This is a genomic window from Arthrobacter sorbitolis (assembly GCF_054510995.1).
Genome location: NZ_JBTNDM010000004.1, coordinates 34,475 through 59,028, shown reverse-complemented (window position 1 = coordinate 59,028; position 24,554 = coordinate 34,475). Strand labels below are relative to the sequence as shown.

Genomic DNA, 24,554 nt, shown 5'->3' with positions numbered 1-24,554 from the left:
CCGTCACTCCACCGACAGGCTGCGCTCTCCCGGGTGATCCGCCGCCGGCATGGTTGACTGGTGGTCCGGACGACGGAAGCGGGCGGCATGACCTCGATCTACCAGCAGGCGATGGGCGGCGACTTCGGCCGCCTGCAGCCGGAGCTGCGCGAGTACTTCGGACTGCACGCCGGCAGCGGCCTCTCCGGCCGCGGACGCGGGGTGTTCGACGTCGCCGGGTGCCCTGCCTGGTTCGCCCGGCCGGCGTTCCGCCTCACGGCCCTCGAGAACGCGTTCTTCCCCGAGTACCGCGACGACGTCCCCTTCACGATCAGGAACTTCCCCCACACCGACCCGTTCGGCCGGCCGGCGCTCACCGCGCGCCGTGAACTGGACTTCGGGACCGCCCGGCGCGTCTTCGAGGACACGACCTCCCTGCAGGACGGCGTCCTCACCGACTACGTGGGCCGGCACCGGCGCATGGCCACCCTCCTGACCTGCACCGCCACCGCCGAGGGGCGCATGCGCATGGTGTCGTCCGGGACGCGCGTGTTCGCGGGCCTCCGCGTGCCCCTTCCCGACGCGGTCGGCGCGCTCGCCTACGTGGAGCAGTGGTGGGACGACGACGCCGGTGCGTTCCGGATCAAGACCCGGGTCGTCCACCGCCAGCTCGGGACCCTGCTGGTCTATGCCGGCGCCTTCGACTACGCGCTCGAGGAGTTCGACGGCGTCCTGCCCGCCGAGGTGCGTCCGCGCCGGTGGGAGCAACGCGTCTGACGCGCGCCAGGGTGGAGTGCGGCCGGGCACGGCCCCGCCGCACCGGCGCCGACAGGCCGGATCAGCTGTCGGCGCGGACCTGGTCCAGGGCGTCGGCGACCTGCGCCATGCGCGTCAGGGCGAGGACGGCGTCGGCCGGTGACCGGGATTCGAGGCCGGGCCGCGTCGTGGCAGTCAGCGACCCGAGCGCCGCCAGGGGCAGGCCGACGCGCCGCCAGGCGGCGAGCACCGACTCGGCGAGGACTTTCACCTGCGGGACCGGCCGGCGGGGATCGAGGATCGCGAGCTCCACTTCCCGCCCCGCCTCGATGTCCTCAGCGAGCGCTTCCCAGTGGCGGTCGGTGATCCCGGGCAGGTCCAGGGACACGGCCGACGCGGCACTGGAACGGGCGGCCTCGAGCGCGACGTCCCCGCCGCCGGGGGCCAGGACGGTACCGGCCGCGCCGGCGGCGACCACCGACGCGGTCACGAGGTCCCACGCCTCGGTGGCCTCCCGCCGGTCGATCGCGCGCAGCGTGCGGTAGCCGCTCGCGGTCGGCACGCGTCCCGTGAGGATCTGCTCGGCGTCGGGCTCGTCGAACTGCACCAGCACCTCTGCTCCCCGGGCGACGGCGGACACGCGGCGGACCAGCTCCGCGGCACCCGAGGCGAGGGACGCGTAGAGCTCCCGCCGGGCGCCGTGGTCCACCAGGACGCGTTCGCCGTTGTGCAGGTGGACACCGGCCGCGAGGGACAGCGGGCCGCGCAGGTGCAGACCCAGGCGTGTCGCGGGCCGCTCCTCGGCGCCGGCGACGTCGCCCAGCGCGTTGATGTCGGAGGACAGGGCCGAGTCCGCACGCCGCTGGTCCCTGCCGGGCCGCTGGACGAGGCGCCAGCCGTGCGGCTGCAGGTCGAAGGGCAACTCGACGAGGACCCCGAGCGTCCGCCCGATCGCGTCGCTGCCCGGTCCGCGTGCGGGCAGCGACGGCAGGAACGGCAGGTTCGCGCCGCCGAGTTCGCCGCGCACCGCGCGGTTGGCCTCGAGGGGGTCGGTGCCCGGCCAGTCGCCGGCAGCCGTCGCCCCCACCGTCCGCACCGATCGGGCCGGCTCAGGCATGCGTACCGGAGGCCGGCGTGGCCTGCGTCGGAGCAGCGGACGGTGCCGTGCCCTCCACGGGGGGCCTGCGGTTCTCGGAGATCGCCTGGTGGTGGCGGATCACCTCGGAGATGATGAAGTTGAGGAACTTCTCGGCGAACGCGGGATCGAGCTGTGCCTCCTCGGCCAGCATGCGGAGCCGGGCGATCTGCGCCGCCTCGCGCTGCGGGTCGCCGGCGGGGAGGTCGTGCTCGGCCTTGAGATGGCCCACCCGCTGCGTCGCCTTGAAGCGTTCGGCCAGCAGGTAGACGAGCGTCGCGTCGATGTTGTCGATCGAGCTCCTCACCGAGAGCAGCTCCGCCATCACCTCGGGGGCCACGTCTCCCGCGAGTGAACTGGCTGCCGGGTCGAAGCCGCTGCGTGGATGCGTCATGGTTCCAGTCAAGCAGACGCCGGGGGCGCTCCGTGAACTGCGACTAGCCCGCGGCGACCGGCTCGGGCCGCAGGGCGGACCTCGCGGAATCGATGGTCGCCTGCCCGAGCACGCGGGTGCCCTGGTAGAGGACGACGGTCTGGCCGGGTGCCACCCCGCGCATCGGCTCCACGAGGCGCACCACGAGGTGCTGGACGCCGTCGGTGGACCCGACGGACGCGCGGGCCGCCACGGGATCGCCGTGCGCCCGTACCTGGGCCATGCAGTCGAACTCGTCCCCCCGCTGCACCTCGTCGATGGGCAGTCCCGCCCAGGACACCTTGATGCCGCGCATCTCGTCGATCGCGAGCAGGTGCTCCGGTCCCACGACCACCTCGTTCTGCTTCGGGCGGATCTCGAGGACGAAGCGGGGCTTGCCGTCCGCAGCGGGGGTGCCGAGCTTCAGCCCGCGCCGCTGACCGACCGTGAACGCGTTCGCGCCGGGGTGGCTGCCGATCCTCGCGCCGTCGACGTCCAGGATGTCGCCCTCGGTCATGTCGATGCGCTCCTCGAGCCAGCCGCGCGTGTCGCCGTCGGGGATGAAGCAGATGTCGTGGCTGTCGGGCTTGTTCGCGACCGAGAGCCCCCGCCGCTCGGCCTCCGCACGGACCTCGGCCTTCGACGGCGTCTCGGCCAGCGGGAACAGGGAGTGCCGGAGCTGCTCGTGGGTCAGCACGCCGAGCACGTAGGACTGGTCCTTCGCCCAGTCGGCCGCGCGGTGCAGCTCCGGGTTGCCGTCGCGGTCCTCGACCACCTTCGCGTAGTGGCCGGTGCAGACGGCGTCGAACCCCAGGGCGAGCGCCTTCTCGAGCAGGGCCGCGAACTTGATGCGCTCGTTGCAGCGCATGCAGGGGTTCGGCGTGCGCCCGGCCGCGTACTCGGCGACGAAGTCGTCGACCACGTCCTCCTTGAACCGCTCGGAGAAGTCCCACACGTAGTAGGGGATGCCGAGGATGTCGCAGGCACGCCAGGCGTCCCGCGAGTCCTCGATGGTGCAGCAGCCGCGGCTGCCCGTCCGGAGCGTGCCGGGCATGCGGGAGAGGGCCAGGTGGACGCCGACGACGTCGTGGCCCGCCTCCACCGCGCGTGCCGCCGCCACCGCGGAGTCGACGCCGCCGCTCATTGCTGCCAGTACCCTCATGAGAAACCTGTTCCTGCCGTCCGGATGGTCGATGCGTGCCCGGCCATGCCTGCCCTGCGGGCGCGGGCGTAGGCTCCGCCGATGGCGCCCACCACGGCGTCAACGTCGTCGGGCGTGGATGTATGCCCCAGGCTGAACCGCTGCGCGCCGCGGGCCTCGTCCTCCGACAGTCCCATGGCGAGCAGGACGTGCGACGGCCGCGGGACGCCTGCGGTGCACGCGGAGCCGGTCGAGGACTCAATGCCCGCGAGGTCCAGGAGGAACAGCAGGGAATCACCCTCGCAGCCCGGGAAGGTGAAGTGGGCGTTGCCGGGGAGCCGGGTCCCCGCCGGGGCGGGGTGCGGGACCCCGCGCAGCACCGCGTCCGGCACCTCCCTGAGGACGCCCTCGATGAGGCGGTCCCTGAGTTCTGCCAGGCGCGCGGACTCCGCCGGGAGGTGCGCGGCGGCGTCGTCGGCCGCGGCGGCGAAGGCGGCGATGCCCGCGCCGTCGAGCGTGCCCGACCGGATGTCGCGCTCCTGCCCTCCGCCGTGCTGGACAGGGGTGAGGGTGACGGAGCGGCCCACGAGGAGGGCGCCCACGCCCACGGGGCCGCCGATCTTGTGGGCACTGACGGCCATGGTGGCGAGCCCGGACGCGGCGAAGGAGACGGGAAGGGCACCGAACGCCTGCACGGCGTCGCTGTGGACGGGGACCCCGTGTCGCGCGGCCTCGTCGACCACGGCACGCACGGGCTGCACGGTCCCCACCTCGTTGTTCGCCCACATGACGGTCACGAGCGCGGTCCGGTCGGGTGCGTCGGCGAGCGCCGCACGCAGTGCGTCGAGGGACACGACGCCGGCCGCGTCCACGGGCAGCCAGAGGACCTCGGCGCCCTCGTGCCGCTCCAGCCATTCGACGGTGTCCTGCACGGCGTGGTGTTCCACGGAGCTGCTGATGATCCGGGTCCGCGCCGGATCCTCGGCACGGCGCGCCCAGTAGAGGCCCTTGAGGGCGAGGTTGTCCGCCTCGGTGCCGCCCGAGGTGAAGATCACCTCCGAGGCGTGCGCCCCGGCGGCCGCGGCGACCGTCTCCCGGGCCTCCTCGACCGAGCGCCGGGCACGACGGCCGGAGCCGTGGAGGGAGGACGGATTCCCGCTCCGGCTGAGTTCGCGGGTGAGCGCGGCGAGCGCAGGGGCCGAGATCGGCGTGGTCGCCGCGTGATCGACATACACGGGCATGCTCCGATTCTACGGGCGCCACGCCGCCCGGACGATTCCCGCCGCGCACCCCGGCACGCGGGAGCGTCCAGCCCGCAGTGGTACAAAGACAGGGTGGACAGTCATGCAGCGGCTCCTTCCTCCCCCGGCACCTACCTGCCGGGCCTCCGGCATCCGACGCACACGTTCGGCGCGCGCACCCTGGACTTCGACCGGCAGGTGGCGCTCATGGCCGTCATCAACCGGACGCCCGATTCCTTCTACGACGGCGGCGCTACCTTCGCCCTCCAGGCCGCCGTCGACGCGTCCCTGAAGGCCGTCGCGGACGGCGCCGACTGGGTGGACATCGGCGGCGCACCCTTCTCGCCGGGCGAACCCATCCCCGCGTCGGAGGAGGCGGACCGCATCCTGCCCGTCATCAGCGCGGTACGGGCTGTGTCCGACGTCGTCATCTCCGCCGACACCTTCCTGCCCGAGGTGGCGCGCCGGGCCCTCGCCGCCGGGGCCAACGTGGTCAACGACACCACGGGCCTCCGGGATCCCGACATGGCCGCCGTGGTGGCCGACGCCGGTGCCCACCTCGTCATCACGCACAGCCTCGCCGAGCCCCGCACCGTGTACCCGAGACCCACGTACGACGACGTCGTCCGGGAGATCGCGGACTTCCTGCTCCGCAAGGTCGACGACGCCGTCCGGCTGGGCATCCCCGAGGACCGGATCCTCCTGGACCCCGGACACGACCTCAACAAGAACACGCTGCATTCGCTCGAGATCACGCGGCGGTTCTCCGAGATCGCCGGGCTGGGCTTCCCCACCCTGGCCGCGGTGTCCAACAAGGACTTCATCGGCGAGACCCTCGACCGCCCCAAGCGGGACCGCGTGGAGGGCTCACTCGCCGCCGCGGTCATCTGCATCCTCGGCGGCGCGCGCGTGGTCCGCATGCACAACGTCGCGGCATCGCGTGCGGCCATCGACCTCACCGAGGCGGTCCTCGGATGGCGTGAGCCCGCCTACCTCCGCCACAACATGGGCGACGCCAACGAGCCGGTGGCGCCGTGATCACGTCACTCGTCCCCGCGTCCCCGGAGGCGATCGACGACGGGGCGCTGCACGGCATCTATGCGTACCCCGCCGCGGACCGGCCCTTCGTCCGGTTCAACTTCGTGGCTGCGGCCGACGGCGCCGCGACGAGCGGCGGCTTCTCCGCGGGGCTGGGCAACGACGGCGACAAGCGCATCTTCACGGTGCTCCGGCGCCTCGCGGACGTGGTGCTGGTGGGGGCGGGGACCGTCCGCGCCGAAGGCTACGCGGGCGCCCTGGTCGACGACGACGCCCGGTCCTGGCGCGCGGGGCAGGGCCTCGCACCGCACCCGGCGGTCGCGGTCATCTCCGGCAGCCTGAACCTCGACCCGTCGGGCGGGTTCTTCCGCAGCGCCCCGGTCCGGCCTCTCCTCCTCACCAGTGCGGCCGCGCCGGCGGACCGGCGCGCTGCGCTCGCGGAGGTCGCCGACGTCGTCGAGTGCGGCCGGGACACCGTGGAGGTGTCCGCAGTGCTCGCCGAACTGGCGGGGCGCGGGCTGCCGAAGGTCCTGTGCGAGGGTGGCCCGGCCGTGCTCGGCGCCTTCATCCGCGCCGACGCCGTCGACGAGCTGTGCCTCTCGATCAGTCCGCTGCTCGCCGGCGGTGACGGTCCCCGCATCGCGGCCGGTGCCGGCCCCGCGGGCGCCCGGGCCCTGACGCTCGCCTCGCTCCTGACGGAGGACTCGGCCCTCTACACGCGGTACCGGCGCGCCCCCTGAGCGCCGCGCGCCGGGCAGGCCCCCCGGCGCGGGTTCCGTCCGGCGCGAACTTCCCCGACGTGTCCCCCGTTGTACCTGTGCGCGTCGCAGGACCCGGACGGGCCCCGGAGGACCGTTCGGGTCCTCCCGCCGGGCTCCGGCCCGGCCCGTGCCGCCCGGACCCGGGTGGATGGTCCGCCCGGCGCTTTTGTCCGGTACCACCGGTGCCTCTAGTCTCAGGGGTACCCGGTGGTCCCGGCGGCGCGGTCCCGCCCGTCCGGACGCGGAGAACTCCCACGAAAGGCCCGATCGATGCCCGAGGCACCACGGAAGTCGTACTACGACATCCTCGGCGTGCCCCCGGGAGCCGACCTCAAGGACATCAAGGACGCGTACCGTCGGGCAGCACGCGCGGCGCACCCCGACCTCGGCGGTACGGCTGCCCGGTTCCACGACGTCGCGGTCGCCTACGAGACGCTGAGCGACCCCCGGCGCCGCGAACGGTACGACGCCGACACCGGACGGTCCCGCCCGGCGGCCGGCGGTCGCGCGGCCGAGGCGCGCCGCAACGGCACCGCTCCCCCTGCCGCGCCCACGCGGGTCGAGGACGAGGATGCGGCGAAGTCCCCGCCGGAGTACCTGCCCCCGTTCTCCCCGTCCTCCCCGCCGGCCGTCCCCTTGATCGACGCCGGCCGGCAGCTGCACGGCACCGCCCGGCAACCCGGCATGTTCGCCCGGCTGTCCACGGGTGTCCGTGCCCGGATCGACGGCGAGCTGCGGACCTCGGCGCTCCTCGAACGCGCGTTGCTGCCCACCTACCCGGCGGCCCGCCTCGTCAACGGCGTCGAGTTCGCCGACCGTGACAGGACCGCCGTGGGTTCCGTCCTCGTCGCCGGCTACCGGATGGCCGTGATCGACTCCTTCACGGCTCCCCCGGGCAATTTCTCCTGGGACGGCCGCGCGCTGCGCCATCAGGGCCGGCCCGTCGAGTTCCGGGTGCCCCGCACGGTGCGGGCCGTGCAGGAGCTGTTCCCGGACTGCAACGTGGCCGGGTGGATCGTGGTCCACGGCGCGCCGGACAATCCCTTCGCGCCCGTCATCGACGTCCCTCCCGGGTTCGACCGGACGTCGCCGGGCGTCGTGCAGGTCGTGAACGCGGGGACGGCCGTCCGGACCATCCGGTCGTTCCTCTCCTCGGGGCCCACGCCGAACGTGGTGCAGCTGCCGGTGCTCGCGCGCCTGCTGGCCGCGGCCGGGAGCTAGGATGAACCGGTGTTCCGCATCCTCTTCCACACCCCCGAGATCCCGGGCAACACCGGCGCCGCGATCCGCCTCGCCGCAGTCGCGGGCGCCGAGCTCCACCTCGTGGAACCGCTCGGGTTCTCCCTCGAGGATGCGAAGCTGAAGCGGGCCGGACTCGACTACCACGACCTCACGGTGCTCCACGTCCACGCGAGCCTCGAGGACGCGTGGACAGCCCTGCAGCCCCGCCGCGTGTTCGCCTACACCTCCGACGGCGACGTCTCCTACACCGACATCGCCTACGAGGCCTCGGACATCCTCCTGTTCGGCAGGGAGTCGGACGGCCTCCCGCACGAGGTGAAGCACGATCCCCGGATCACCTCGCGCGTCAGGGTCCCCATGCTCCCCTCCCGCCGTTCGCTCAACCTCGCCAACACCGCATCGATCGTCCTCTACGAAGCCTGGCGCCAGCACGGCTTCGCGGGCGCCCGATGACCACCGCCCAGGAGTCCTGATGCCCGCTCGCCATGCCGCAACCCTGCCCGACGGCGGTGCGGAGGACTACGACCGCCTCGCCCCTGCCGTCTGGAACCCGGTCAGCAACGCCGTGGTCGCCGCGGCCGACGTCCTGGTGGGCGAGCGCGTCCTCGACGTGTTCGCCGGGACCGGTACCGGGACCATCCCCGCGGCGCAGCTCACCGGACCGGACGGGCACGTCGACGCGGTCGACCGCTCGTCGGCCATGCTGGACCTCGCCGAGGCCAAGGCGGAGGCCCTCGGGCTCGGCAACGTGTCCTTCCACCGGGGGGATCCCGAGGCCTGGGCCGCCGAGGCACCGTACGACGCCGTCGTCAGCTGCTACGGGGTGTTCCTCCTCGACGACATGGACGCGGGCATGGACCGGATCGTCCGCCTGCTGCGACCCGGCGGCCGGCTCGCCCTGAGCGCCTGGGACGACGGCGCCCTCGAGCCGTTCGGCGAGCTCCTCCTCGAGACCCTCCGGGCAGCAGGCAGCGCCGGCATCGCGACCGCGGGCCAGCCGAGCGCCCCGGTCTTCGTGGAGAACTGCAGGAAGCTCGCCTCCGCGGACCGGCTGGCCGAGTGGCTGGGCGCACGGGGTCTCAGGGAGGTCTCCGTGGAGAGGTTCGGCCTGACCGTCCCGCTCGACGCCGACCACGCCTGGTCCCTCGCCCTCGGGAGCGGGTACCGCGGACTGCTGCCGGACGAACCCGTGGCGCTGCAGCGCGTGCGGGAGGACTTCGCCGAGCGCCTCGGCGGCTCCCTCGTGCTCAACGCCGACTCGCTCATCGCCGTCGGGTCCCGGCCGCCGGCGGAGTAGACGGCGCGCCCGACCATCCGCCGGCACTGCAGCACCGAATGACAGGTGACAGCGGAAAGCCAGGAGTAGGCGGGGGGTGGTGGGATGGTGCTTCTACACCAGGAACGTGCTCCCCGGCCGCGGCACGGCGACCTCCGGGGTGTTCGGCCGGGACCGAACGGCGCTCTATGCTGGAGCCCTATGGAAACGCCACGAGTAAGCCGGGTACGCCCTGTCGCTCCCGCCGCACACGAGGTGGCCGTGGATCCCGGTGCGGGCCCGACCCTGACCGATCTGCTGCTGCGGATCGCACGGCAGGACCGCACGGCCTTCGCGCTCTTCTACGAGCAGACGTCGAAACGCGTCTACGGCCTGGCCCGGCGCGTGCTCATCGATCCCGAGCTGAGCGAGGACGCCACCCAGGAGGTGTACCTCCAGGTCTGGAACACCGCGGACCGGTTCGATCCGGCCCTGGGTAGCCCGATGGCGTGGCTCATGACCCTCGCCCACCGCCGCGCGGTGGACAAGGTGCGGTCGGAGCAGAGCGCCACGGACCGTGAGGCCCGGTACGGTGCCGCCACGCAGACCATCGACCACGACGACGTCGTCGACACCGTGACCCAGCGCCTCGAGGCGGAGGGCGTGGTGAGGTGTCTCGACACACTGACCGAGACGCAGCAGGAATCCGTGAAGCTGGCGTACTACGGCGGCCTCACCTACCGCGAGGTGGCCGAGAAGCTCGGCGTCGCGGTACCGACCATCAAATCGCGGATCCGCGACGGACTGATCCGGCTCAAGACCTGTCTGGAGGTGACCTGAGATGCAGGACAAGGATATGAACAGACGATTCGCAGACGACCTCGAGACGGACCTGTCACGAGGCCACGCCCTGGAGTGGGCCGAGCTGTACGCGCTGGACGCCATCAGCGCCGAGGAACGCCGTGTCCTCGAGGCCTTCCTGGAGGACGCCGAGCCCTCGCTCCGCTCCTCGTTCTCCGAGCGGGTCCGCACCTGTCGCGAGACCGTGACCGCCGCCTACGCGACCGACGAGGCCGAGCCACCGGCGGATCTCTTCGAACGCATCGTCCGACGGCTGCCGGCCACGGGCGACACCGGGGAATCGTCGGGCCGACCGACGCTCGTGGCCGCCGGCGGCGGAGCCCTAGGAGCATCGGAGGCAGGCTTCGACCGGGAGGCACTCCCGTCCGGACACGACGAGCTGGCGGCACGGCGCACTGCACGGGCCTCGCTGCCGTCGCGGGCCTCCCGCTGGGTGGTCGCTGCCGCGGCTGCGGCGGTCATCGCCGTCGGCGGCGTGACCATCGGCCAGAACCTGCAGCAGACCACCCTCGAGCAGCAGGTGCTCCAGGCCTCCGATGTGCGCACGGAACAGCTGCCCCTCGACCCCGGGGGGACCGCGGTCCTCGCCGTCTCCGGCGAGGAGAACGCAGCCGTCGTGACGCTCAGCGGTGTCCCTGCCCCCGCAGAGGGCTTCGTCTACCAGATGTGGCGCATCCCCGCCGACGGGACCGCGCCGGTCTCCGAGGGGACGATGTCCGGTGAGGACGTCGCGGGCACCAAGGTGACCGAGCTCCCGGAGATCGGAGGCTTCACCGCGGTCGCCATCACGGTGGAACCCGAGGGCGGATCGGCGACGCCGACCCTGCCGATCGTCGCCCAGATCCCGCTCGGGGCCTGACCCACAGCTTGACGCAGAACGGCCCCGTCGATTCCCGACGGGGCCGTTCTTCTTCGGTGCGCCGCCTCCTGCAGTCGCTAGAAGCCCGCGATCGTCTCATCGGTGTTGACACCGACCACGTGGAAGGACTCGGCGCTGTGCCCGTCGGGCAGACCGCCGCGGCGGGCGTTCTCCCGGAGGATGGCGCGCACCCTCGACTGCATCCGCCCGACGTCGGGGTGCTGGCTCCCATGTGCCGTGATGGCGGCGATCTTGGCGTCCTCCCTGCCGGTCACGTCCATGAAGCGGTTCTCGAGGTGGGCGGGTCCGCCGTAGAACCACAGCCACGGGACGCGGAAGCTCCGGAGCCCGGCCGCCTCGAGTTCGGGATAGGCGAAGGGGTTCTCCACCGCCGGGTACACGGCCCTCGTCACCGCCTCCCCGCAGGCGAGATGGTCGGGGTGGCTCTTCTGGAGGCGGTCCCAGGCGCGTTCGGGGTGCATGGACAGGACGATGTCCGGCCGCACCTCGCGCATCCGCCGGACGATCTCGCGGACGACGGCGTCCGTCGGTGCGAGGTATCCGTCCGGCTCACCGAGGAAGGTGACGTCGGTGACGCCCACCAGGGCGGCGGCGTCGCGCTGCTCACGGCGGCGGAGGTCCGCGATGCCGGGCCGGTCGTCGGCCGAGAAGCCTCCCGCGTCACCGTCCGTCAGGATGCAGTAGCTGACGGACACCCCGGCGGCGGTCCATCCTGCGATCGTGGCGGACGCCCCGAAGTCGATGTCGTCGGGATGGGCGGCGAACACCAGCACGCGCCCGGGAGCGGACGGGGCCTCCTGGTCGGTCATGCCGCCGGCCTACAGGCCACGCTTGCGGATCTCCTCGGTGGCCTGCGGGAGCACCGAGAAGAGATCACCCACGATGCCGAAGTCGGCGATCTCGAAGACGGGCGAATCCGCGTCCTTGTTGATGGCGACGATCACCTTCGAGGTCTGCATGCCTGCCTTCTGCTGGATGGCCCCCGAGATGCCCACGGAGATGTACAGCTGGGGCGACACGGTCTTGCCCGTCTGGCCGATCTGCGCCGAGTGCTCGATCCAGCCCGCGTCCGTGGCCGCCCGCGACGCGCCGACCGCGCCGCCCAGGGCATCGGCGAGGTCCTCCAGCGGGCTGAAATCCCCGTTCACACCGCGACCGCCGGCCACGATGACCCGGGCCTCGGTGAGCTCCGGCCTCCCACTGACGGGCTTGTCCACCCGGCCCGTCACGCGCGCCACGGCCCCCGGCAGGTCCACGGACACCCGCACCTCGCGCGGGGACGACGGGAGACCCGCCTCGACGGCCTCGAAGCTGTTCGGCTTGACCGTCAGGATCGCGACGTCGGTCGTGGCGCGGCACTCCACGGTGTAGGAGCCCGCGAAATCGGACTTCGTGGCCGTGAGGTCGGCGGCGAGCGCGACGACGTCCGTGATGACGCCCGCCTCGATCCGCACGCCGACCCGCGCGGCGATCTCCTTCGCCTCGTAGGAGTTGCCGAGCAGGACGATGGCGGCGCCGGTGCTGCGTGCGGTCGCGGCGAGGAACGCCGCCTTCCCGGCCACCAGCACCTCGGACACGGCGGCGGCCTCGGGCCGGTGGACCTCCTGCACGCCGTACGAGCCGATGCCGTCGAGATAGGCCGGCTCGGCGTCGCCCGCGAGGGCCACGGTGACCTCGCCGAGGGACGCCCCGAGGGAGAGGAGCTCGCGCTCGCTCTTGGCGAGGCTCGCCCCGGCATGGTCGAGGAAAACGAGGACGGTGGTCATGGCGGTGTCTCCTGGGAGTCGGGGGAGGACGGGGTGCGGGCTAGAGGAGTTTCTGTCCCGCGAGGAAGTCGACGAGCCGGACACCGGCATCGCCCTCGTCCGTGATGACGACCCCCTGGCTGCGGGGCGGCCTCGGCGCCGCCGCCTCCACGCGGGTCCAGGAACCCGCGAAGCCCACCTCGTCCTGCTGCAGGCCGATATCGGCCAGAGACAGGACCTGGATCTGCTTCTTCTTCGCCGCCATGATGCCCTTGAAGTTCGGGTAGCGCGGCTCGTTGATCTGGTCGGTCACCGAGACGAGGGCCGGCAGGGACGCCTCGATGGTCTCGGCGTAGGTGTCGTTGTCACGCCGTGCGCTGAGCGTCCAGCCGCTGCCTGCGGCGGTCAGCTCGAGCGACGCCGCGAACGTGACCTGGGGCAGGTCGAGCCGTTCGGCGAGCTGGGCGGGGACGAGCGAGGTCTCCCCGTCAGTGGACGCCATCCCGGTCAGGACGAGGTCGAACGCGCCGAGGTGCCGCAGGAGTGCGGCGAGGGCCTTCGAGGTGGCCGATGCGTCGGATCCGTTCAGCGCCTCGTCGGTGAGGTGGACGCCGTCGTCGGCGCCGATCTGCAGCGACTTCTTCACCGCGGCGACGGCGGCGGCGGGTCCCATGGTGATCGCCGTGACGCGGTGACCGGCGGCCGCTCCCCCGCGCGCCTCGACGAGTTGCAGGGCGGCCTCGAGGGCGTACTCGTCGAGTTCGGAGAGGATGCTCTCCGCGCGGACGGTCGTCAGGTCGTCGCCGCCGATGTGGCGGTCGAACTGAGCGTCCGGAACGTGCTTCACGAGGACTGCGATGTGCAGTGCTCCTGCTGTGGCCTCGTCCATGAATGACCTTCCTCGTTCGGGGATCTTCCCAGCGTCTAGCTAACCACAGGTGGCGGTCCCGGATCCGGGACCGCCACCCGTCCCCGCCCGGGGACCGGCTACTGCGTGGGTGCCTGGGCCAGGGTGACCTCGACGGTGCGGGCGTCTCCCCCGCGGAGGATCTCCACGGGGACCTGCTGCCCCACGGTCTGGATGCGCACGGCGGCGGTGAGGGACTGCGGGTCGCTGATGGAGAAGGTGCCCACCTTGGTGATGACGTCGCCCACCTCCAGCGAAGCCCCCTCGGCGGGGGAACCCGGTTCGACGGACTGCACGAGGGCTCCGGACGAGAACGTGGAATCGCCCGCGGATCCGTCGCTCGCGGCCGACGTGACACTGACACCCAGGAACCCGTGCGTGGCCTCGCCGTCGGCGATGATCTCCTCGGCGATGCGCTGGGCGTAGTTGATGGGGATGGAGAAGCCCACGCCGATGTTGCCGGTGGACTCGCCCGAGCCGGCGGAGGCGATGGCCACGTTGACGCCGATGATCCTGCCGTCGGTGTCGACGAGTGCGCCTCCCGAGTTGCCCTGGTTGATGGCCGCGTCGGTCTGGATGACGTTCAGGTAGATGGAGCCCTGTGATGCGCTCTGCTGTCCGCTGGAACCGCCCGGGGGCAGGAAGTTGAAGCCTTCGCCGTCGTCGGACTCCGTGCTGTCGGGCTGCTCCTCGGGTACGGCGGACGAGGCGACGCTGATGGTGCGGTTGAGGGTGGAGACGATGCCGTCGGTGACGGTACCGCTCAGGCCCAGCGGGGCGCCGATGGCGATCGCCGTGTCGCCGACGTTGAGTTCGTCCGAGTTGCCGAGGGTGGCCGCCGTCAGGTCGGGTGCGTCGATCTTGATGATCGCCAGGTCGCTGAGCGGGTCGGTGCCGACCACCGTCGCCGCGAACACGCGTCCGTCGTTGAGCTTCACCTCGACGGTCGGCTCCGAGACCTGGCCGCCCAGGGTCACCACGTGGGTGTTCGTCAGGATGTGGCCGTCGGTGTCGAGGATGATGCCCGATCCGGAACCGCTCGCGGTTCCGCCGCTGACGGCGATCGTCACGACGCTCGGCGATGCCGTCACCGCCGCGCCGGTGATGGTGTTCACGTCCTCGGTGTTGTTCACCACGACGGACTCCGGTGAGGACCGGAACGTGGTGGCGGACGCGTCGCCGTCCAGGGCGTTGTACCCGGCCGTCGCGACCCCGCCGCCGATCAGCCCCGCCACGAGGGCCCCCGCGGCGAAGGTCGCGAGACCCACACGCTTGCGGTCCTTCACGACCGTCCCGCCCCCGGGCCCGGCTGCGGCGGCGGAGGTGTAGCTGCTCTGCTCGCCGTAGAAGGGCTGGTGGCCCGCATAGGCGGGATGAGCGGCGGGATCCTGCTGGAACACGGGCCGCTGTGCGTCGTGACGGGGCGCCGCCGCGGAGACCGTCGGATGCTGGGCTGTCGGCTGCCCGGCGAGGGGCTGGCTCGTCGTCTCCGGGGCTCCGACCGGACGCTCGGCGGGGCCTCCGGTGGACGGCTGGTCGTGCCGATCCGAGCCCCGGGTCGGTGGGTTCTGCGGCTGGGGAGGGAGGGGTCGGTCCGGAGTGCCCGGCGTGCCTGACTGCTCGTTCATCGGAGGTCCTTTCGTTGCTGTTGACCACATTCTGGCAACCTCCGCTGAGCCTCAAGCATGCGTTCGCTGTGCGGTTGCTGAGAAGTTGCTGGACCGAGGGGCCGGGGCCCGGCGGCCGTGGGATGCGGTCGGCCCTCCCCCAGTATCGTCCGTCGCAGGTCGTACGCGGACGAAGCGCCGCTGTGGGCGCCCGACCGGGACGGTGGGCGGGCTCCGTGGTACGCGGGCTGCCCGGCCTCCACGGAATTCGCCGCCTCCGGGTGGACCGGCGTCCGGCGGGAGACCCCCGGTCGCGGCGGCTTTCGCTAGCGGCATAGATGCAGTGGTGGACGCTCCCCGACCCCAACCATAGAATCGGAAAGACAGGGAGCCTCCGGCGTCCGCCGGCCCCAGTCCTGGGACCGGTAGGGTCCGGGGGACGTGCTGAAGGGTCGAAAATGCGAATGTTGAGCAGGCGCACCCGCGTCTCTGCTGTCCTGGGCGCCGTCGTGGCGATCCCGTTCCTCTCGAGTGCCGCGGCCTTCGCGGACGAACCACTCACCTTCCCGTCGGGTGACTACGTCATCGACAACGCGGACGCCCTCAGCCCCGCCGAGGAGAGCGAACTCGAGGCCGCGATCGAGGACCTGCGCTCGCAGGAGGGCTTCACCGTCCGCATCGCGTATGTCGATGCGTTCGAGAACCCGACGGACCGCTCCTCGTGGGCCACGGCGTCCGCGCAGCTGAACGACCAGACCTCGAACGAGGGCATGCTGGCTGTCGCGATCGATCAGGGCGCAGCGGCGTACGTCGTCGGGAGCGGATCGGCCATCGGCGGGCAGGGCCAGACGATCTACGACGAGTTCATCGGCCCCGCACTCCGGGCAGGTGACTTCGCCGCCGCCGGCAGTGCGACCGTGCAGGGGACGGAGGACGCCCTGTCCGGCAACACGGGCGGCAACACGGGCGGCAGCACGGGCGGTGGGACGTCGTCCGGGACCGGCAGTTCCTCCGGCGGCAGCGGGCTCGGCGGCCTCGTCCTCGTCGGCGGCCTCGTCGCCGTCGCCGGCGCGGGCGGCTACCTGCTGCTCAAGAACCGCAGCAACGGCAGCGCCGAGCGCAAGCGTGAGCAGTACGGCTACGGACCGGTGCCCTCCGCCAGCGGCGAGGTGGTCGATCCCCTGGCCTCCCTCAGCGTCGAGGACCTCCGCAAGCGCGCAGGGAGCCTCCTGGTCGCCGCCGACGACGCCATCAAGTCCAGTGAGCAGGAGCTCGGCTTCGCGGAGGCCCAGTACGGCAGCGAGGCCATCACGACCTTCGCCCAGGACATCGCCGCTGCCCGGCAGCACATGAGCGAGTCCTTCAAGCTGCAGCAGCAGCTCGACGACCACATCCCGGACACGGAGCAGCAGCAGCGCCAGTGGCTCGGCGAGATCATCCGACGCTGCGAGGACGTGAACACCTCCCTGCAGGCGAACAAGGCCGACTTCGACGCCCTGCGGGAGCTCGAGCGGAACGCGCCCGAGGCCCTGCGTCGGGCCCAGTCCGCCGCCGGGGACGCCCAGCGACGCTTCGCGGCCGCCGAGCAGTCCCTGCGGACGCTCCAGGGACGCTACCTCGAGACGGCGACGTCGCAGGTCGCCGACAACATCGAACAGGCCAGGGAACGCCTCGCCTTCGTCGACAGTGCCGCCACCGAGGCACAGTCACGCATGACGGCAGGCGACACCGGCCGGGCCGTCGTCGCCGTCCGGGCGGCCGAGGAGGCGGTCCACCAGAGCACGGTGCTCCTCGACGCGATCGACAAGCGCGCCGACGAGCTCGCGGCGGCCGAGCGCGAGCTCGAACGCGCACTGCCCGAGGCGGAGCAGGACATCGCGCAGGCACAGGCCATGGATCGCGCCGGCCAGTACCGCGACCTCGCCGGCCCTATCGCGGCTGCGGCTGCCGCCGCGGCGACGGTACGGCAGGAGCGACAGGGCGCACGGAGCAACCCCCTCGCCCTGCTGCAGCGGCTCGAGGCGGCGCACGCGCAGCTCGACGCCGCCCTCGGAGGTGTCCGCGACCAGGCGGAGAACACCCGGCGCGCCCAGGACTCCCTCCAGCACGCCATCATCGCGGCGCAGTCGGGGATCTCCGGCACGGCGGACTACATCCGGGCACGCCGCGGCGGCGTGGGCAGCGAGGCGAGGACCCGCCTGGCCGAGGCCGAGCGGAACCTGGACTACGCCGTCGACCTCCAGCGCTCCGACCCCGTGACCGCGCTGTCCCACGCACAGCAGGCCTCGACGCTCGCCGACCAGGCCGCGCAGCTCGCCGAGCAGGACGTGGAGGGCTTCGGTCGTGGCGGCATGGGCGGCGGCATGTACGGCGGCCGCGGCGGTGACGGCATGGGAGGAGCCCTGCTCGGCGGCATCCTCCTCGGATCCATCCTCAACGGTGGCGGCGGCTTCGGCGGCGGTTTCGGTGGCGGCGGGTACAGCGACGGCGGTGGTGGCTTCGGCGGCGACGGCGGCAGCTTCGGCGGCGGCGGCTTCGGCGGGTTCGACGGCGGCGGAGGCGGCTTCGGCGACTTCGGCGGAGGCGGCGGCGACTTCTAGGCCGCGCCGCTCCCACCACCAGCAGGACACAGCACTCTCAGGAAGAATCGAAAGGGAAATCAATGGTAAAGCAGTCAATTTTCGGCAGGATCGCCCAGCTCACGCGCGCCAACATCAACTCGCTGCTCGATCAGGCGGAGGACCCGCAGAAGATGCTCGACCAGATGGTCCGCGACTACACGAACAGCATCGCCGAGGCCGAGAGCGCCGTCGCACAGACCATCGGCAACCTCCGCATGATGCAGGACGACTACAACGAGGACATCGAGAACGCGCGGAGCTGGGGCAACAAGGCCCTCGCCGCCTCGCGCAAGGCCGACGAGTACCGCGCCTCCGGTGACACGACGGACGCCCAGAAGTTCGACAACCTCGCCAAGGTGGCCATCCAGCGGCAGATGTCGTCGGAGAACGAGGCGAAGGGTGCCGAGCCGACCATCGCGTCGCAGACCGAGATCGTCGACAAGCTCAAGGACGGCCTCAACCAGATGAAGGGCAAGCTCGGCGAGCTCACGGTCAAGCGCGACCAGCTGATCGCCCGTGCCCGCACCGCGCAGGCGCAGCAGCAGGTGCACGACGCCGTCAAGAGCATCGACTTCATGGACCCCACGAGCGAGGTGGGCCGCTTCGAGGAGAAGATCCGGCGCGAGGAGGCCCGGGTCCGCGGGCAGCAGGAGCTGGCGTCGTCGAGCCTCGACGTCCAGTTCGAGAGCCTCGAGGACCTCGGCGAGCAGACGGAGATCGAGGCGCGCCTCGCGGCCCTGAAGTCCGGGGCGGGCACGCAGTCGGCGATCGGCCAGGGCGCGGACGACGACGCGAAGGCCGGGACGCCGGCCACCACGGGCGAGATCGCCTACTGACGCACGGAATCCGCATCGCACAGGGGAACCGCGGCCGCCCGGCCGCGGTTCCCCTGTGCTGTACGCCTCCGGACCGTCCCCCGTGTCAGAGCCCGCCGGTACATTGAGGGCATGGCTCTGACAGTGGTGTGGTTCCGCGACGATCTCCGAATCTCCGACAACCCGGCGCTCGCCGCCGCGGCGGACAGCGGGGACGACGTCGTCGCCTGCTACGTGCTCGACGACGGGACGGAGGGCATCCGCCCCCTGGGCGGCGCATCACGGTGGTGGCTGCACCACTCCCTCGCGGCGCTGGCCGCGTCACTCGCCGAGCTCGGCATCCCGCTCGTCCTGCGCCGCGGGGCGGCGGGAGAGGTGCTGCCGGGCCTGGTGCAGGAGGCCTCGGCCCATGCCGTCGTCTGGAACCGGAGGTACGGTCTCGTCGAGCGGACCACGGACTCCGCGCTGAAGGCGTCCTTCGCCGACCAGGGCGTGGAGGCCACGAGCTACCAGGCGAACCTGATGTACGAGCCGTGGGAGGTCACCTCGGGCTCCGGCGAGGCGTACAAGGTGTTCACGCCGTTCTGGCGGGCGTGCCTGACGTTCCGCACGCCGCGCAGGCCGTTACCGGCGCCGGAGTCCCTCCACGGGCCCGGACTGGCCTCCGACGACCTGGACGCGTGGGGGCTGCTGCCCACCCCCGACTGGGCGCAGGGACTCCGCGAGACGTGGACGCCCGGCGAGGCCGGTGCGCACGCACGCCTCGACGACTTCCTCGAGGATGCCGCCCACGGGTACAAGGACAACCGCGACCGGCCGGCACTGCAGGGGACGAGCAGGCTCTCGCCGCACCTGCGGTTCGGGGAGATCAGCCCCTTCGAGGTGTGGCACGCGGCGCAGGACCGCAAGGACAGCTCGACGGCGGAGGACCTGCGCGTGTTCGGGGCCGAACTCGGCTGGCGCGAGTTCAGCTGGCAGCTGCTGTACTTCAACCCCGAGCTGGCCACCGTCAACTACCGTCCCGAGTTCAACGCCTTCGCCTGGGAGAGCTCCACGAAGGCGGAGCTGGAGGCCTGGCAACGGGGCCGCACGGGCTACCCGCTCATCGACGCCGGTATGCGCCAGATGTGGGAGATCGGCTGGATGCACAACCGCGTGCGCATGGCCACGGCGTCCTTCCTCATCAAGAACCTCATGATCGACTGGCGGATCGGCGAGAAGTGGTTCTGGGACTGCCTCGTCGATGCGGATGCCGCGAGCAACGCCGCGAGCTGGCAGTGGGTCGCGGGATCCGGCGCCGATGCCAGCCCCTACTTCCGGATCTTCAACCCGGTGCTGCAGAGCAAGAAGTTCGACCCCGAGGGGGCGTACCTCGTCCGGTTCGTCCCGGAGCTCGCCGATGCCCAGAACGTGCACGAGCCGTGGAAGGGTACAGCGCCCGGGTACCCGGATCCCGTGGTCGACCTCAAGGAGAGCCGGCAGCGGGCCCTGAGCGCCTACAAGGCCCTGTCCGAGGGGTAGGTCCCACGCGTCGGGCCCTCACGGGCCCGGCAACCGGATCACCGACCCTGAACAGCAAGAAGTCCGGCCCACCAGAGGTGGACCGGACTTCTCTTCGTTGCGGGGACAGGATTTGAACCTGTGACCTCTGGGTTATGAGCCCAGCGAGCTACCGAACTGCTCCACCCCGCGGCGTGTAACCAACGTTACCGGCCGCGGGGCCCAGAGGCAAATCGGGCGGCTGCCCGACCCCCTCCGGCTACTCCCCGGTAGCTCCGGAGACGCGCTCCTCGGCGTCGAGTGCGCGCTGCAGGGCGTCCTGCAGGCGCTCCTGCGCCTCGCCGTACGCCGCGAAGTCACCGGCGGCGAGCGCTGCATTGCCGTCCTGGATGGCCGTGTTCGCATCGTCCAGGGCCGTCCGCAGGTCGGCCGCCGGATCGCCGGTGGCACCGCCCGGCGTCCCGCCCTCGGACGGGGTCGGGGCCGGCGTGGGCGCCGGCGCGGGCGCCGGGGTGGCTCCACCCTCGGTGGGCGGCGTCGCCGGGTCCTCGGGCGTCTCGCCGACGTTCTCCTGGTCGCCCGTGGTCGCGCCGGAGCGTCCACCGAAGACCTGGTCGAGGGCCTCGGCGAGGGTCGGGGCGAACCCGACGTTCTCGCCGAAGCTCACAAGGACGCGTCGCAGGACCGGGAAGGACGAACTCCCCGAGGACTGCACGTAGACCGGCTGCACGTACGCGATGCCTCCGCCGATCGGCAGGGTCAGCAGGTTGCCGTTGATCACCTCGGACGCACCCTGGCGCAGGAGGTTCAGCTCCTGGGACACCTCGGTGTCCGAGTTGAAGAGGTTCTGGGCCTGGCCGGGGCCGACCACGGAGTCCTGTCCGGAACTGTCCAGCAGGGTCAGCCGGCCGTAGTCCTCGCTCTTGACGCCGTCCTCCCCCGTCCCGGCGTCGCCGTTGGCCGCGAGGAATCCGTACAGCACGTTCCTCGGGGTCTGGCCGGCGGGCACGAACGGGATGAAGGGGGTGGTCAGCGAGAAGGCGGCCCGCTCCTGGTTGGGCATCTGGAGCGTGAGGTAGAACGGGGGCTGCCGATCGGTCGTCGCCGTCGTCGTCGCGCCCTCCGAGGTCGCTCCCGGGTCGGCCGGGACGTTCCATGCCTCGCTGTTGAAGAAGAAGGCGTCGGTCTCGGTGACGTGGTAGCGCGCCAGCAGTTCCCGCTGGACCTTGAAGAGGTCCTCGGGGTACCGCACGTGGGCCATGAGGTCCGCGGACATCTCGCTGAAGGGCTGCAGGGAGGACGGATAGACGTTCTGCCAGGACTTGAGGACCGGGTCCTGGTCGTCCCACGCGTAGAGGTCCACCGAGCCGTCGTAGGCGTCGACGGTGGCCTTGACGGCGTTCCGGATGTAGTTGACCTGCTCGGCGGGCAGCGCGGTGGCGAGGCCCTCCGCCGTCTGCGAGTCCTGCGTGGCCGACTCGAGCTCCTGCTCCGTCGAGTAGGGGAAGTTCGCGCTGGTCGTGTAGCCGTCGATGATCCACTTGACCCGGCCGTCGACGATGGCGGGATAGCTGTTGCCGTCGAGCGTGAGGTAGGGGGCGACCTTCCGGACGCGCTCCACGGGGTCGCGGTCGTAGAGGATCTGCGACTCGCTGGTCACCTGGTTGGACAGCAGGAGATCGGTGGACTGGAACTTCAGGGCGTAGACCAGGCGGTTGAAGGGGTTGCCCACCTCCGGTCCGCCGTCGCCGCTGAACGTGGTGCGCGAATCCGTGTCCGAGTTCTCGCTCTGCGGCCTGTCGATCTCCGCGGCGGGCCTGCCCTCCGGGGCTCCGACCACCGAGTACTCGGGTGATTCCTCGCCGAAGTAGATGCGGGGCTCGTAGGTCGTGTCGTCGCCCAGGACGCCGGTCGAGGGGATGCCCGACTGCAGGAACGAGGGCCGCCCGTCGGGCTGCACGGTCGAGCCTGCGGCGGCCACCACGCCGTACCCGTGCGTGTAGAAGGCGTGCTCGTTGACCCAGCCGTCCGGGACGCCGTTGGTGTCGAGCTCGCGCACGGCGATGACGGTGTCCTGCACCTCGCCGTCGATCTCGTAGCGGTCGACGTTGAGCGTCTCCGGGAACTGGTAGTACTGCCGGAACTGCTGGAGCTGGCTGAAGGCGTCCGACACGATGTTGGGGTCCAGCAGGCGGATGTTCGCGGTCGTCTGGCCGTCGTCGCCGAGGGCCCCGGCCTCGGGGACGTCCGTGGGCGTGTACGGCTCCACCTCGACCTGATTGAGGCCGTACGCCTCCCGCGTCATCTCGATGTTGCGGTCGATGTACTCGCGCTCGGCGTCGAGCTCGGACGGCTGCACCTGGAAGCGCTGGACGATCGAGGGGTAGACCCCACCGGCGAGCAGCGCGGTGATGATGAGCATCGCCGTACCGATGAGCGGCAACCGCCAGCGGCCGAGGAAGGCCGAGGCGATGAACAGGGCCGCCACGATGAGCGCCGCGACGGCGAGGATGGCCTTGGTGGGGATCACGGCGTTGACGTCGGTGTACAGCGCACCGGCCCAGGTGCCCTGGTTCAGCAGGGTGTCGAAACGGTCCAGCCAGTAGTTGACGCCCTGCAGGACGAGGAACAGCGCCGCGACCACGGCGATCTGGATCCGGGCCGCCTTCGTGGTGAACAGGCCCTTCTCCTCGAGCCGGATGCCCCCGTACAGGTAGTGGGTGAGAACCGTGGCGATCGCGCTGATGATGACGACGCTGATCAGGAAGCCCGTCACGAAGCTCAGGAACGGCAGCGTGAACATGTAGAACGCGTAGTCCATGCCGAACTCGGGGTCCTGCTTGTCGAACGGCTCCTGGTTCAGGAAGAGGAGCACCTCCTGCCACTGGGAGGAGGCCGCGGTGCCGGCGAAGGCGCCGAGGACGACGGGGATGCCGAGCATCAGGAGGCGGCGGATCGGCTCGAGCTGCGCCTGGTAGCGGTTCAGGTTGTCCTGGATGGCGCTGTCGGGCGCGTAGATCGGCCTGCTCCGGAACGCGATCCGGAGGCTCGTGTACACGGCGCCGGCCATGATGAGGAACGCCAGGATGAAGAGCACGATCCGTGCCAGGTTCTCGGTGACGAAGACCTCGAGGAACCCGAGCTGTTGGTACCAGAGGACGTCCGCGTAGACCTGGGACAGGTAGACGAAGGCGATGACGATCACCGCGACGACGATGATGGTCGGGATCAGCGGGTTGCGCCGACGGCTCCTGGCTGCACTTGCGGGGCTCGGCCTACTGCCGAACGGACGATCTGGTCCGGATGTCACATCTACCTCATCGTTAGCTGCTGCGGGTCACGACGACGGGTGTCCCACGCCGCTCCCCCGGCCCGCGGACGGGCAGACGACAGCGCGCGGTTCCGCCCTTCGTGGTCTCATTCTGCCCTGTTCACGTTCGGCCGGACCAATTAGGTTCCCGGAGGGGCACACCGGCTCCGGATCGTCACCCAACCGTGTCGTGCGGCCCCTGCACCCCGTCCCCTCCGTGGTCGGCGTCCGGTCAGCACGCGGGCAGCCCCGCCGGGCCCTCACCCGCCCCGAGCGCCTCGACGGCGTCCACGGCCTCGTCGAGCGTCTCCACCTTGACCACGGTCAGGCCGTCCGGGATGTTGCCGACGACCTCCCCGCAGTTCTCGGCGGGGGCCAGGAAGAACTCGGCGCCGTCGGCGCGCGCTCCGACCAGCTTCTGGGCGATGCCGCCGATGGGGCCGACGGCGCCCGCGGAGTCGATGGTCCCCGTCCCCGCGAAATGCCGGCCTCCGGTGAGGTCGCCCTCGGTCAGGGTGTCGATGATCCCGAGCGCGAACATCGTCCCCGCCGACGGACCACCGACGTTGTCCAGCTGGATGGTCACCTCGAACGGGAAGTCGAACGTGGAGGCGAGCAGGATGCCCAGCTGGTAGTCGCCCTCGTCCGACTTCCTGGGTGTGACCGAGACGTCCATCGGCGCTCCGTCACGGATGATCGAGAGGGCAGCAGGCGCTCCCTGCGCGTCGCTCAGCGCAGAGCGGAGGGTCGTGATGTTCTCGACCTCCTCCCCGTCGACGGTGCGGAGGATGTCACCCTCCTGCAGGGTCCCCTCGGACGCGGCGCCGGTGGCGAGTCCGGCGAGGGACAGCTCCTCGGTGAACTCGATGCCCTCGTGCGCGAGCGCCGCGGCGATCGCCGACTCCTGCGAGGACGTCATCGCCACCGCGTTCTGCTGCTGGACGTCGGTCGACGTCGTGCCCTCGGGGTACACCAGCTGCTCGGGCAGGACGTTCGCGCTGGGGTCGGCCCAGGCGCGGAAGGTGTCGAGGATGTTCACCGGCCCGTTCGGCCCGCCGTTCACGAACACCGTCGTGAGGTCGAGCTGGCCGGAGGGCGGGAAACTCTCCCGGCCCTCGATCCGGATCAGGGGCTGCCCGTCCACCTCACCGATCGTGTTGAAGGTGGGGCCGGGCGATTCGAGGACGTACGGCGCGGGCAGGAGGACGGCCGCGGCGCAGAGGGCGACGGCGAGACCCCCCGAGACCGCCATCGCGCGGAAGCGCGGGTCCCTCGGCCCCGTGGGCTCCTCGGGGACGTAGGTCTCGACGTGGACAGGCTGCGTCACTGGTCTTCTCTCTGTAGGGCG

Annotated in this window: 21 protein-coding genes and 1 tRNA gene; 11 read left to right on the top strand and 11 right to left on the bottom strand. The window is 71.6% G+C overall.

The genetic code is table 11. The annotated features are described in order from the left end of the window. Nucleotides 1-87 precede the first annotated feature (87 nt). The gene (locus ACX80K_RS10340) at nucleotides 88-756 is read left to right on the top strand and encodes a DUF4166 domain-containing protein (protein WP_459271784.1); all 669 of its coding nucleotides are present in this window, start codon (nucleotides 88-90) and stop codon (nucleotides 754-756) included. 61 nt (nucleotides 757-817) lie between these two features. Here ACX80K_RS10340 and ACX80K_RS10335 read toward each other — a convergent pair whose 3' ends face one another. The 4 genes from ACX80K_RS10335 to ACX80K_RS10320 are packed head-to-tail and all read right to left on the bottom strand — an operon-like array spanning nucleotide 818 to nucleotide 4,664. Further along, nucleotides 818-1,852, bottom strand: a complete 1,035-nt coding sequence (locus ACX80K_RS10335) for a uroporphyrinogen decarboxylase/cobalamine-independent methonine synthase family protein (protein ID WP_459271783.1) — start codon at nucleotides 1,850-1,852, stop codon at nucleotides 818-820. Further along, the gene (locus ACX80K_RS10330; protein ID WP_459271782.1) at nucleotides 1,845-2,264 is read right to left on the bottom strand and encodes a chorismate mutase; all 420 of its coding nucleotides are present in this window, start codon (nucleotides 2,262-2,264) and stop codon (nucleotides 1,845-1,847) included. Before ACX80K_RS10330 ends, ACX80K_RS10335 begins: the two co-directional genes overlap by 8 nt. A 43-nt stretch (nucleotides 2,265-2,307) precedes the next feature. Beyond that, nucleotides 2,308-3,444 (bottom strand): tRNA 2-thiouridine(34) synthase MnmA, encoded by a 1,137-nt coding sequence (mnmA, locus tag ACX80K_RS10325; RefSeq protein ID WP_459271781.1) that lies wholly within the window; start codon nucleotides 3,442-3,444, stop codon nucleotides 2,308-2,310. Beyond that, the gene (locus ACX80K_RS10320) at nucleotides 3,441-4,664 is read right to left on the bottom strand and encodes a cysteine desulfurase family protein (protein ID WP_459271780.1); all 1,224 of its coding nucleotides are present in this window, start codon (nucleotides 4,662-4,664) and stop codon (nucleotides 3,441-3,443) included. The genes mnmA and ACX80K_RS10320 overlap by 4 nt, the downstream gene beginning before the upstream one ends. Before the next feature lie 93 nt (nucleotides 4,665-4,757). Between ACX80K_RS10320 and folP the strand changes: the two genes are divergently transcribed. The 7 genes from folP to ACX80K_RS10285 all read left to right on the top strand — a co-directional run bounded on the left by folP (nucleotide 4,758) and on the right by ACX80K_RS10285 (nucleotide 10,680). Beyond that, complete coding sequence (gene folP / locus ACX80K_RS10315; protein ID WP_459271779.1) at nucleotides 4,758-5,702, top strand: dihydropteroate synthase; 945 nt, start codon at nucleotides 4,758-4,760, stop codon at nucleotides 5,700-5,702. Continuing rightward, on the top strand, nucleotides 5,699-6,442 hold the full coding sequence (locus tag ACX80K_RS10310; RefSeq protein WP_459271778.1) for a pyrimidine reductase family protein: 744 nt from the start codon (nucleotides 5,699-5,701) through the stop codon (nucleotides 6,440-6,442). The genes folP and ACX80K_RS10310 overlap by 4 nt, the downstream gene beginning before the upstream one ends. Nucleotides 6,443-6,733: 291 nt before the next feature. Beyond that, on the top strand, nucleotides 6,734-7,684 hold the full coding sequence (locus tag ACX80K_RS10305; protein WP_459271777.1) for a J domain-containing protein: 951 nt from the start codon (nucleotides 6,734-6,736) through the stop codon (nucleotides 7,682-7,684). A gap of 9 nt (nucleotides 7,685-7,693) precedes the next feature. Beyond that, entirely contained in the window at nucleotides 7,694-8,158 is a 465-nt protein-coding gene (locus tag ACX80K_RS10300) for a tRNA (cytidine(34)-2'-O)-methyltransferase (RefSeq protein WP_459271776.1), read from the top strand. Nucleotides 8,159-8,177: 19 nt separating this feature from the next. Beyond that, the gene (locus tag ACX80K_RS10295; protein WP_459271775.1) at nucleotides 8,178-9,002 is read left to right on the top strand and encodes a class I SAM-dependent methyltransferase; all 825 of its coding nucleotides are present in this window, start codon (nucleotides 8,178-8,180) and stop codon (nucleotides 9,000-9,002) included. Between the two features lie 180 nt (nucleotides 9,003-9,182). After that, nucleotides 9,183-9,800: an ECF RNA polymerase sigma factor SigK gene (gene sigK, locus ACX80K_RS10290; protein WP_459271774.1), complete on the top strand. Its 618-nt coding sequence runs from the start codon at nucleotides 9,183-9,185 to the stop codon at nucleotides 9,798-9,800. A 16-nt stretch (nucleotides 9,801-9,816) separates the two neighbouring features. Then, nucleotides 9,817-10,680 carry an anti-sigma factor gene (locus tag ACX80K_RS10285; RefSeq protein ID WP_459271773.1) on the top strand — a complete coding sequence of 288 codons (864 nt, stop codon included), beginning with the start codon at nucleotides 9,817-9,819 and terminating at the stop codon, nucleotides 10,678-10,680. A gap of 77 nt (nucleotides 10,681-10,757) precedes the next feature. On the opposite strand, the gene ACX80K_RS10280 is transcribed toward ACX80K_RS10285, so the two are convergent. From ACX80K_RS10280 to ACX80K_RS10265, 4 genes are all read right to left on the bottom strand, one after another. Continuing rightward, nucleotides 10,758-11,510 carry a PIG-L deacetylase family protein gene (locus tag ACX80K_RS10280; protein ID WP_459271772.1) on the bottom strand — a complete coding sequence of 251 codons (753 nt, stop codon included), beginning with the start codon at nucleotides 11,508-11,510 and terminating at the stop codon, nucleotides 10,758-10,760. Between the two features lie 9 nt (nucleotides 11,511-11,519). Beyond that, the gene (locus ACX80K_RS10275) at nucleotides 11,520-12,467 is read right to left on the bottom strand and encodes an electron transfer flavoprotein subunit alpha/FixB family protein (RefSeq protein ID WP_459271771.1); all 948 of its coding nucleotides are present in this window, start codon (nucleotides 12,465-12,467) and stop codon (nucleotides 11,520-11,522) included. A 40-nt stretch (nucleotides 12,468-12,507) separates the two neighbouring features. Beyond that, entirely contained in the window at nucleotides 12,508-13,335 is an 828-nt protein-coding gene (locus ACX80K_RS10270; RefSeq protein ID WP_459271770.1) for an electron transfer flavoprotein subunit beta/FixA family protein, read from the bottom strand. Nucleotides 13,336-13,433: 98 nt separating this feature from the next. Then, on the bottom strand, nucleotides 13,434-14,981 hold the full coding sequence (locus ACX80K_RS10265; protein ID WP_459271769.1) for a S1C family serine protease: 1,548 nt from the start codon (nucleotides 14,979-14,981) through the stop codon (nucleotides 13,434-13,436). Between the two features lie 443 nt (nucleotides 14,982-15,424). Here ACX80K_RS10265 and ACX80K_RS10260 point away from each other — a divergent pair, with 443 nt between their 5' ends. The 3 genes from ACX80K_RS10260 (at nucleotide 15,425) to ACX80K_RS10250 (ending at nucleotide 19,917) form a co-directional block, all read left to right on the top strand. Then, nucleotides 15,425-17,560 (top strand): TPM domain-containing protein, encoded by a 2,136-nt coding sequence (locus tag ACX80K_RS10260; RefSeq protein ID WP_459271768.1) that lies wholly within the window; start codon nucleotides 15,425-15,427, stop codon nucleotides 17,558-17,560. 62 nt (nucleotides 17,561-17,622) lie between these two features. After that, nucleotides 17,623-18,417, top strand: a complete 795-nt coding sequence (locus ACX80K_RS10255; protein WP_459271767.1) for a PspA/IM30 family protein — start codon at nucleotides 17,623-17,625, stop codon at nucleotides 18,415-18,417. Between the two features lie 111 nt (nucleotides 18,418-18,528). Next, on the top strand, nucleotides 18,529-19,917 hold the full coding sequence (locus ACX80K_RS10250) for a cryptochrome/photolyase family protein (protein WP_459271766.1): 1,389 nt from the start codon (nucleotides 18,529-18,531) through the stop codon (nucleotides 19,915-19,917). Nucleotides 19,918-20,014: 97 nt separating this feature from the next. Here ACX80K_RS10250 and ACX80K_RS10245 read toward each other — a convergent pair. The 3 genes from ACX80K_RS10245 to ACX80K_RS10235 form a co-directional block, all read right to left on the bottom strand. Beyond that, a tRNA-Met gene (locus ACX80K_RS10245) sits at nucleotides 20,015-20,088 on the bottom strand. A gap of 67 nt (nucleotides 20,089-20,155) precedes the next feature. Continuing rightward, nucleotides 20,156-23,206 carry a UPF0182 family membrane protein gene (locus ACX80K_RS10240; RefSeq protein WP_459271765.1) on the bottom strand — a complete coding sequence of 1,017 codons (3,051 nt, stop codon included), beginning with the start codon at nucleotides 23,204-23,206 and terminating at the stop codon, nucleotides 20,156-20,158. Nucleotides 23,207-23,438: 232 nt separating this feature from the next. Further along, complete coding sequence (locus tag ACX80K_RS10235; protein WP_459271764.1) at nucleotides 23,439-24,533, bottom strand: YlbL family protein; 1,095 nt, start codon at nucleotides 24,531-24,533, stop codon at nucleotides 23,439-23,441. Nucleotides 24,534-24,554: the final 21 nt, after the last annotated feature.

Excerpts from the sequence above, each read along its gene's own strand:
- ACX80K_RS10340 (WP_459271784.1), top strand. The coding sequence starts at position 88 with ATGACCTCGATCTACCAGCAGGCGATGGGCGGCGACTTCGGCCGCCTG.
- ACX80K_RS10335 (WP_459271783.1), bottom strand. The coding sequence starts at position 1,852 with ATGCCTGAGCCGGCCCGATCGGTGCGGACGGTGGGGGCGACGGCTGCC.
- ACX80K_RS10330 (WP_459271782.1), bottom strand. The coding sequence starts at position 2,264 with ATGACGCATCCACGCAGCGGCTTCGACCCGGCAGCCAGTTCACTCGCG.
- mnmA (WP_459271781.1), bottom strand. The coding sequence starts at position 3,444 with ATGAGGGTACTGGCAGCAATGAGCGGCGGCGTCGACTCCGCGGTGGCG.
- ACX80K_RS10320 (WP_459271780.1), bottom strand. The coding sequence starts at position 4,664 with ATGCCCGTGTATGTCGATCACGCGGCGACCACGCCGATCTCGGCCCCT.
- ACX80K_RS10305 (WP_459271777.1), top strand. The coding sequence starts at position 6,734 with ATGCCCGAGGCACCACGGAAGTCGTACTACGACATCCTCGGCGTGCCC.
- ACX80K_RS10295 (WP_459271775.1), top strand. The coding sequence starts at position 8,178 with ATGCCCGCTCGCCATGCCGCAACCCTGCCCGACGGCGGTGCGGAGGAC.
- sigK (WP_459271774.1), top strand. The coding sequence starts at position 9,183 with ATGGAAACGCCACGAGTAAGCCGGGTACGCCCTGTCGCTCCCGCCGCA.
- ACX80K_RS10285 (WP_459271773.1), top strand. The coding sequence starts at position 9,817 with ATGAACAGACGATTCGCAGACGACCTCGAGACGGACCTGTCACGAGGC.
- ACX80K_RS10280 (WP_459271772.1), bottom strand. The coding sequence starts at position 11,510 with ATGACCGACCAGGAGGCCCCGTCCGCTCCCGGGCGCGTGCTGGTGTTC.
- ACX80K_RS10275 (WP_459271771.1), bottom strand. The coding sequence starts at position 12,467 with ATGACCACCGTCCTCGTTTTCCTCGACCATGCCGGGGCGAGCCTCGCC.
- ACX80K_RS10270 (WP_459271770.1), bottom strand. The coding sequence starts at position 13,335 with ATGGACGAGGCCACAGCAGGAGCACTGCACATCGCAGTCCTCGTGAAG.
- ACX80K_RS10265 (WP_459271769.1), bottom strand. The coding sequence starts at position 14,981 with ATGAACGAGCAGTCAGGCACGCCGGGCACTCCGGACCGACCCCTCCCT.
- ACX80K_RS10260 (WP_459271768.1), top strand. The coding sequence starts at position 15,425 with ATGTTGAGCAGGCGCACCCGCGTCTCTGCTGTCCTGGGCGCCGTCGTG.
- ACX80K_RS10255 (WP_459271767.1), top strand. The coding sequence starts at position 17,623 with ATGGTAAAGCAGTCAATTTTCGGCAGGATCGCCCAGCTCACGCGCGCC.
- ACX80K_RS10250 (WP_459271766.1), top strand. The coding sequence starts at position 18,529 with ATGGCTCTGACAGTGGTGTGGTTCCGCGACGATCTCCGAATCTCCGAC.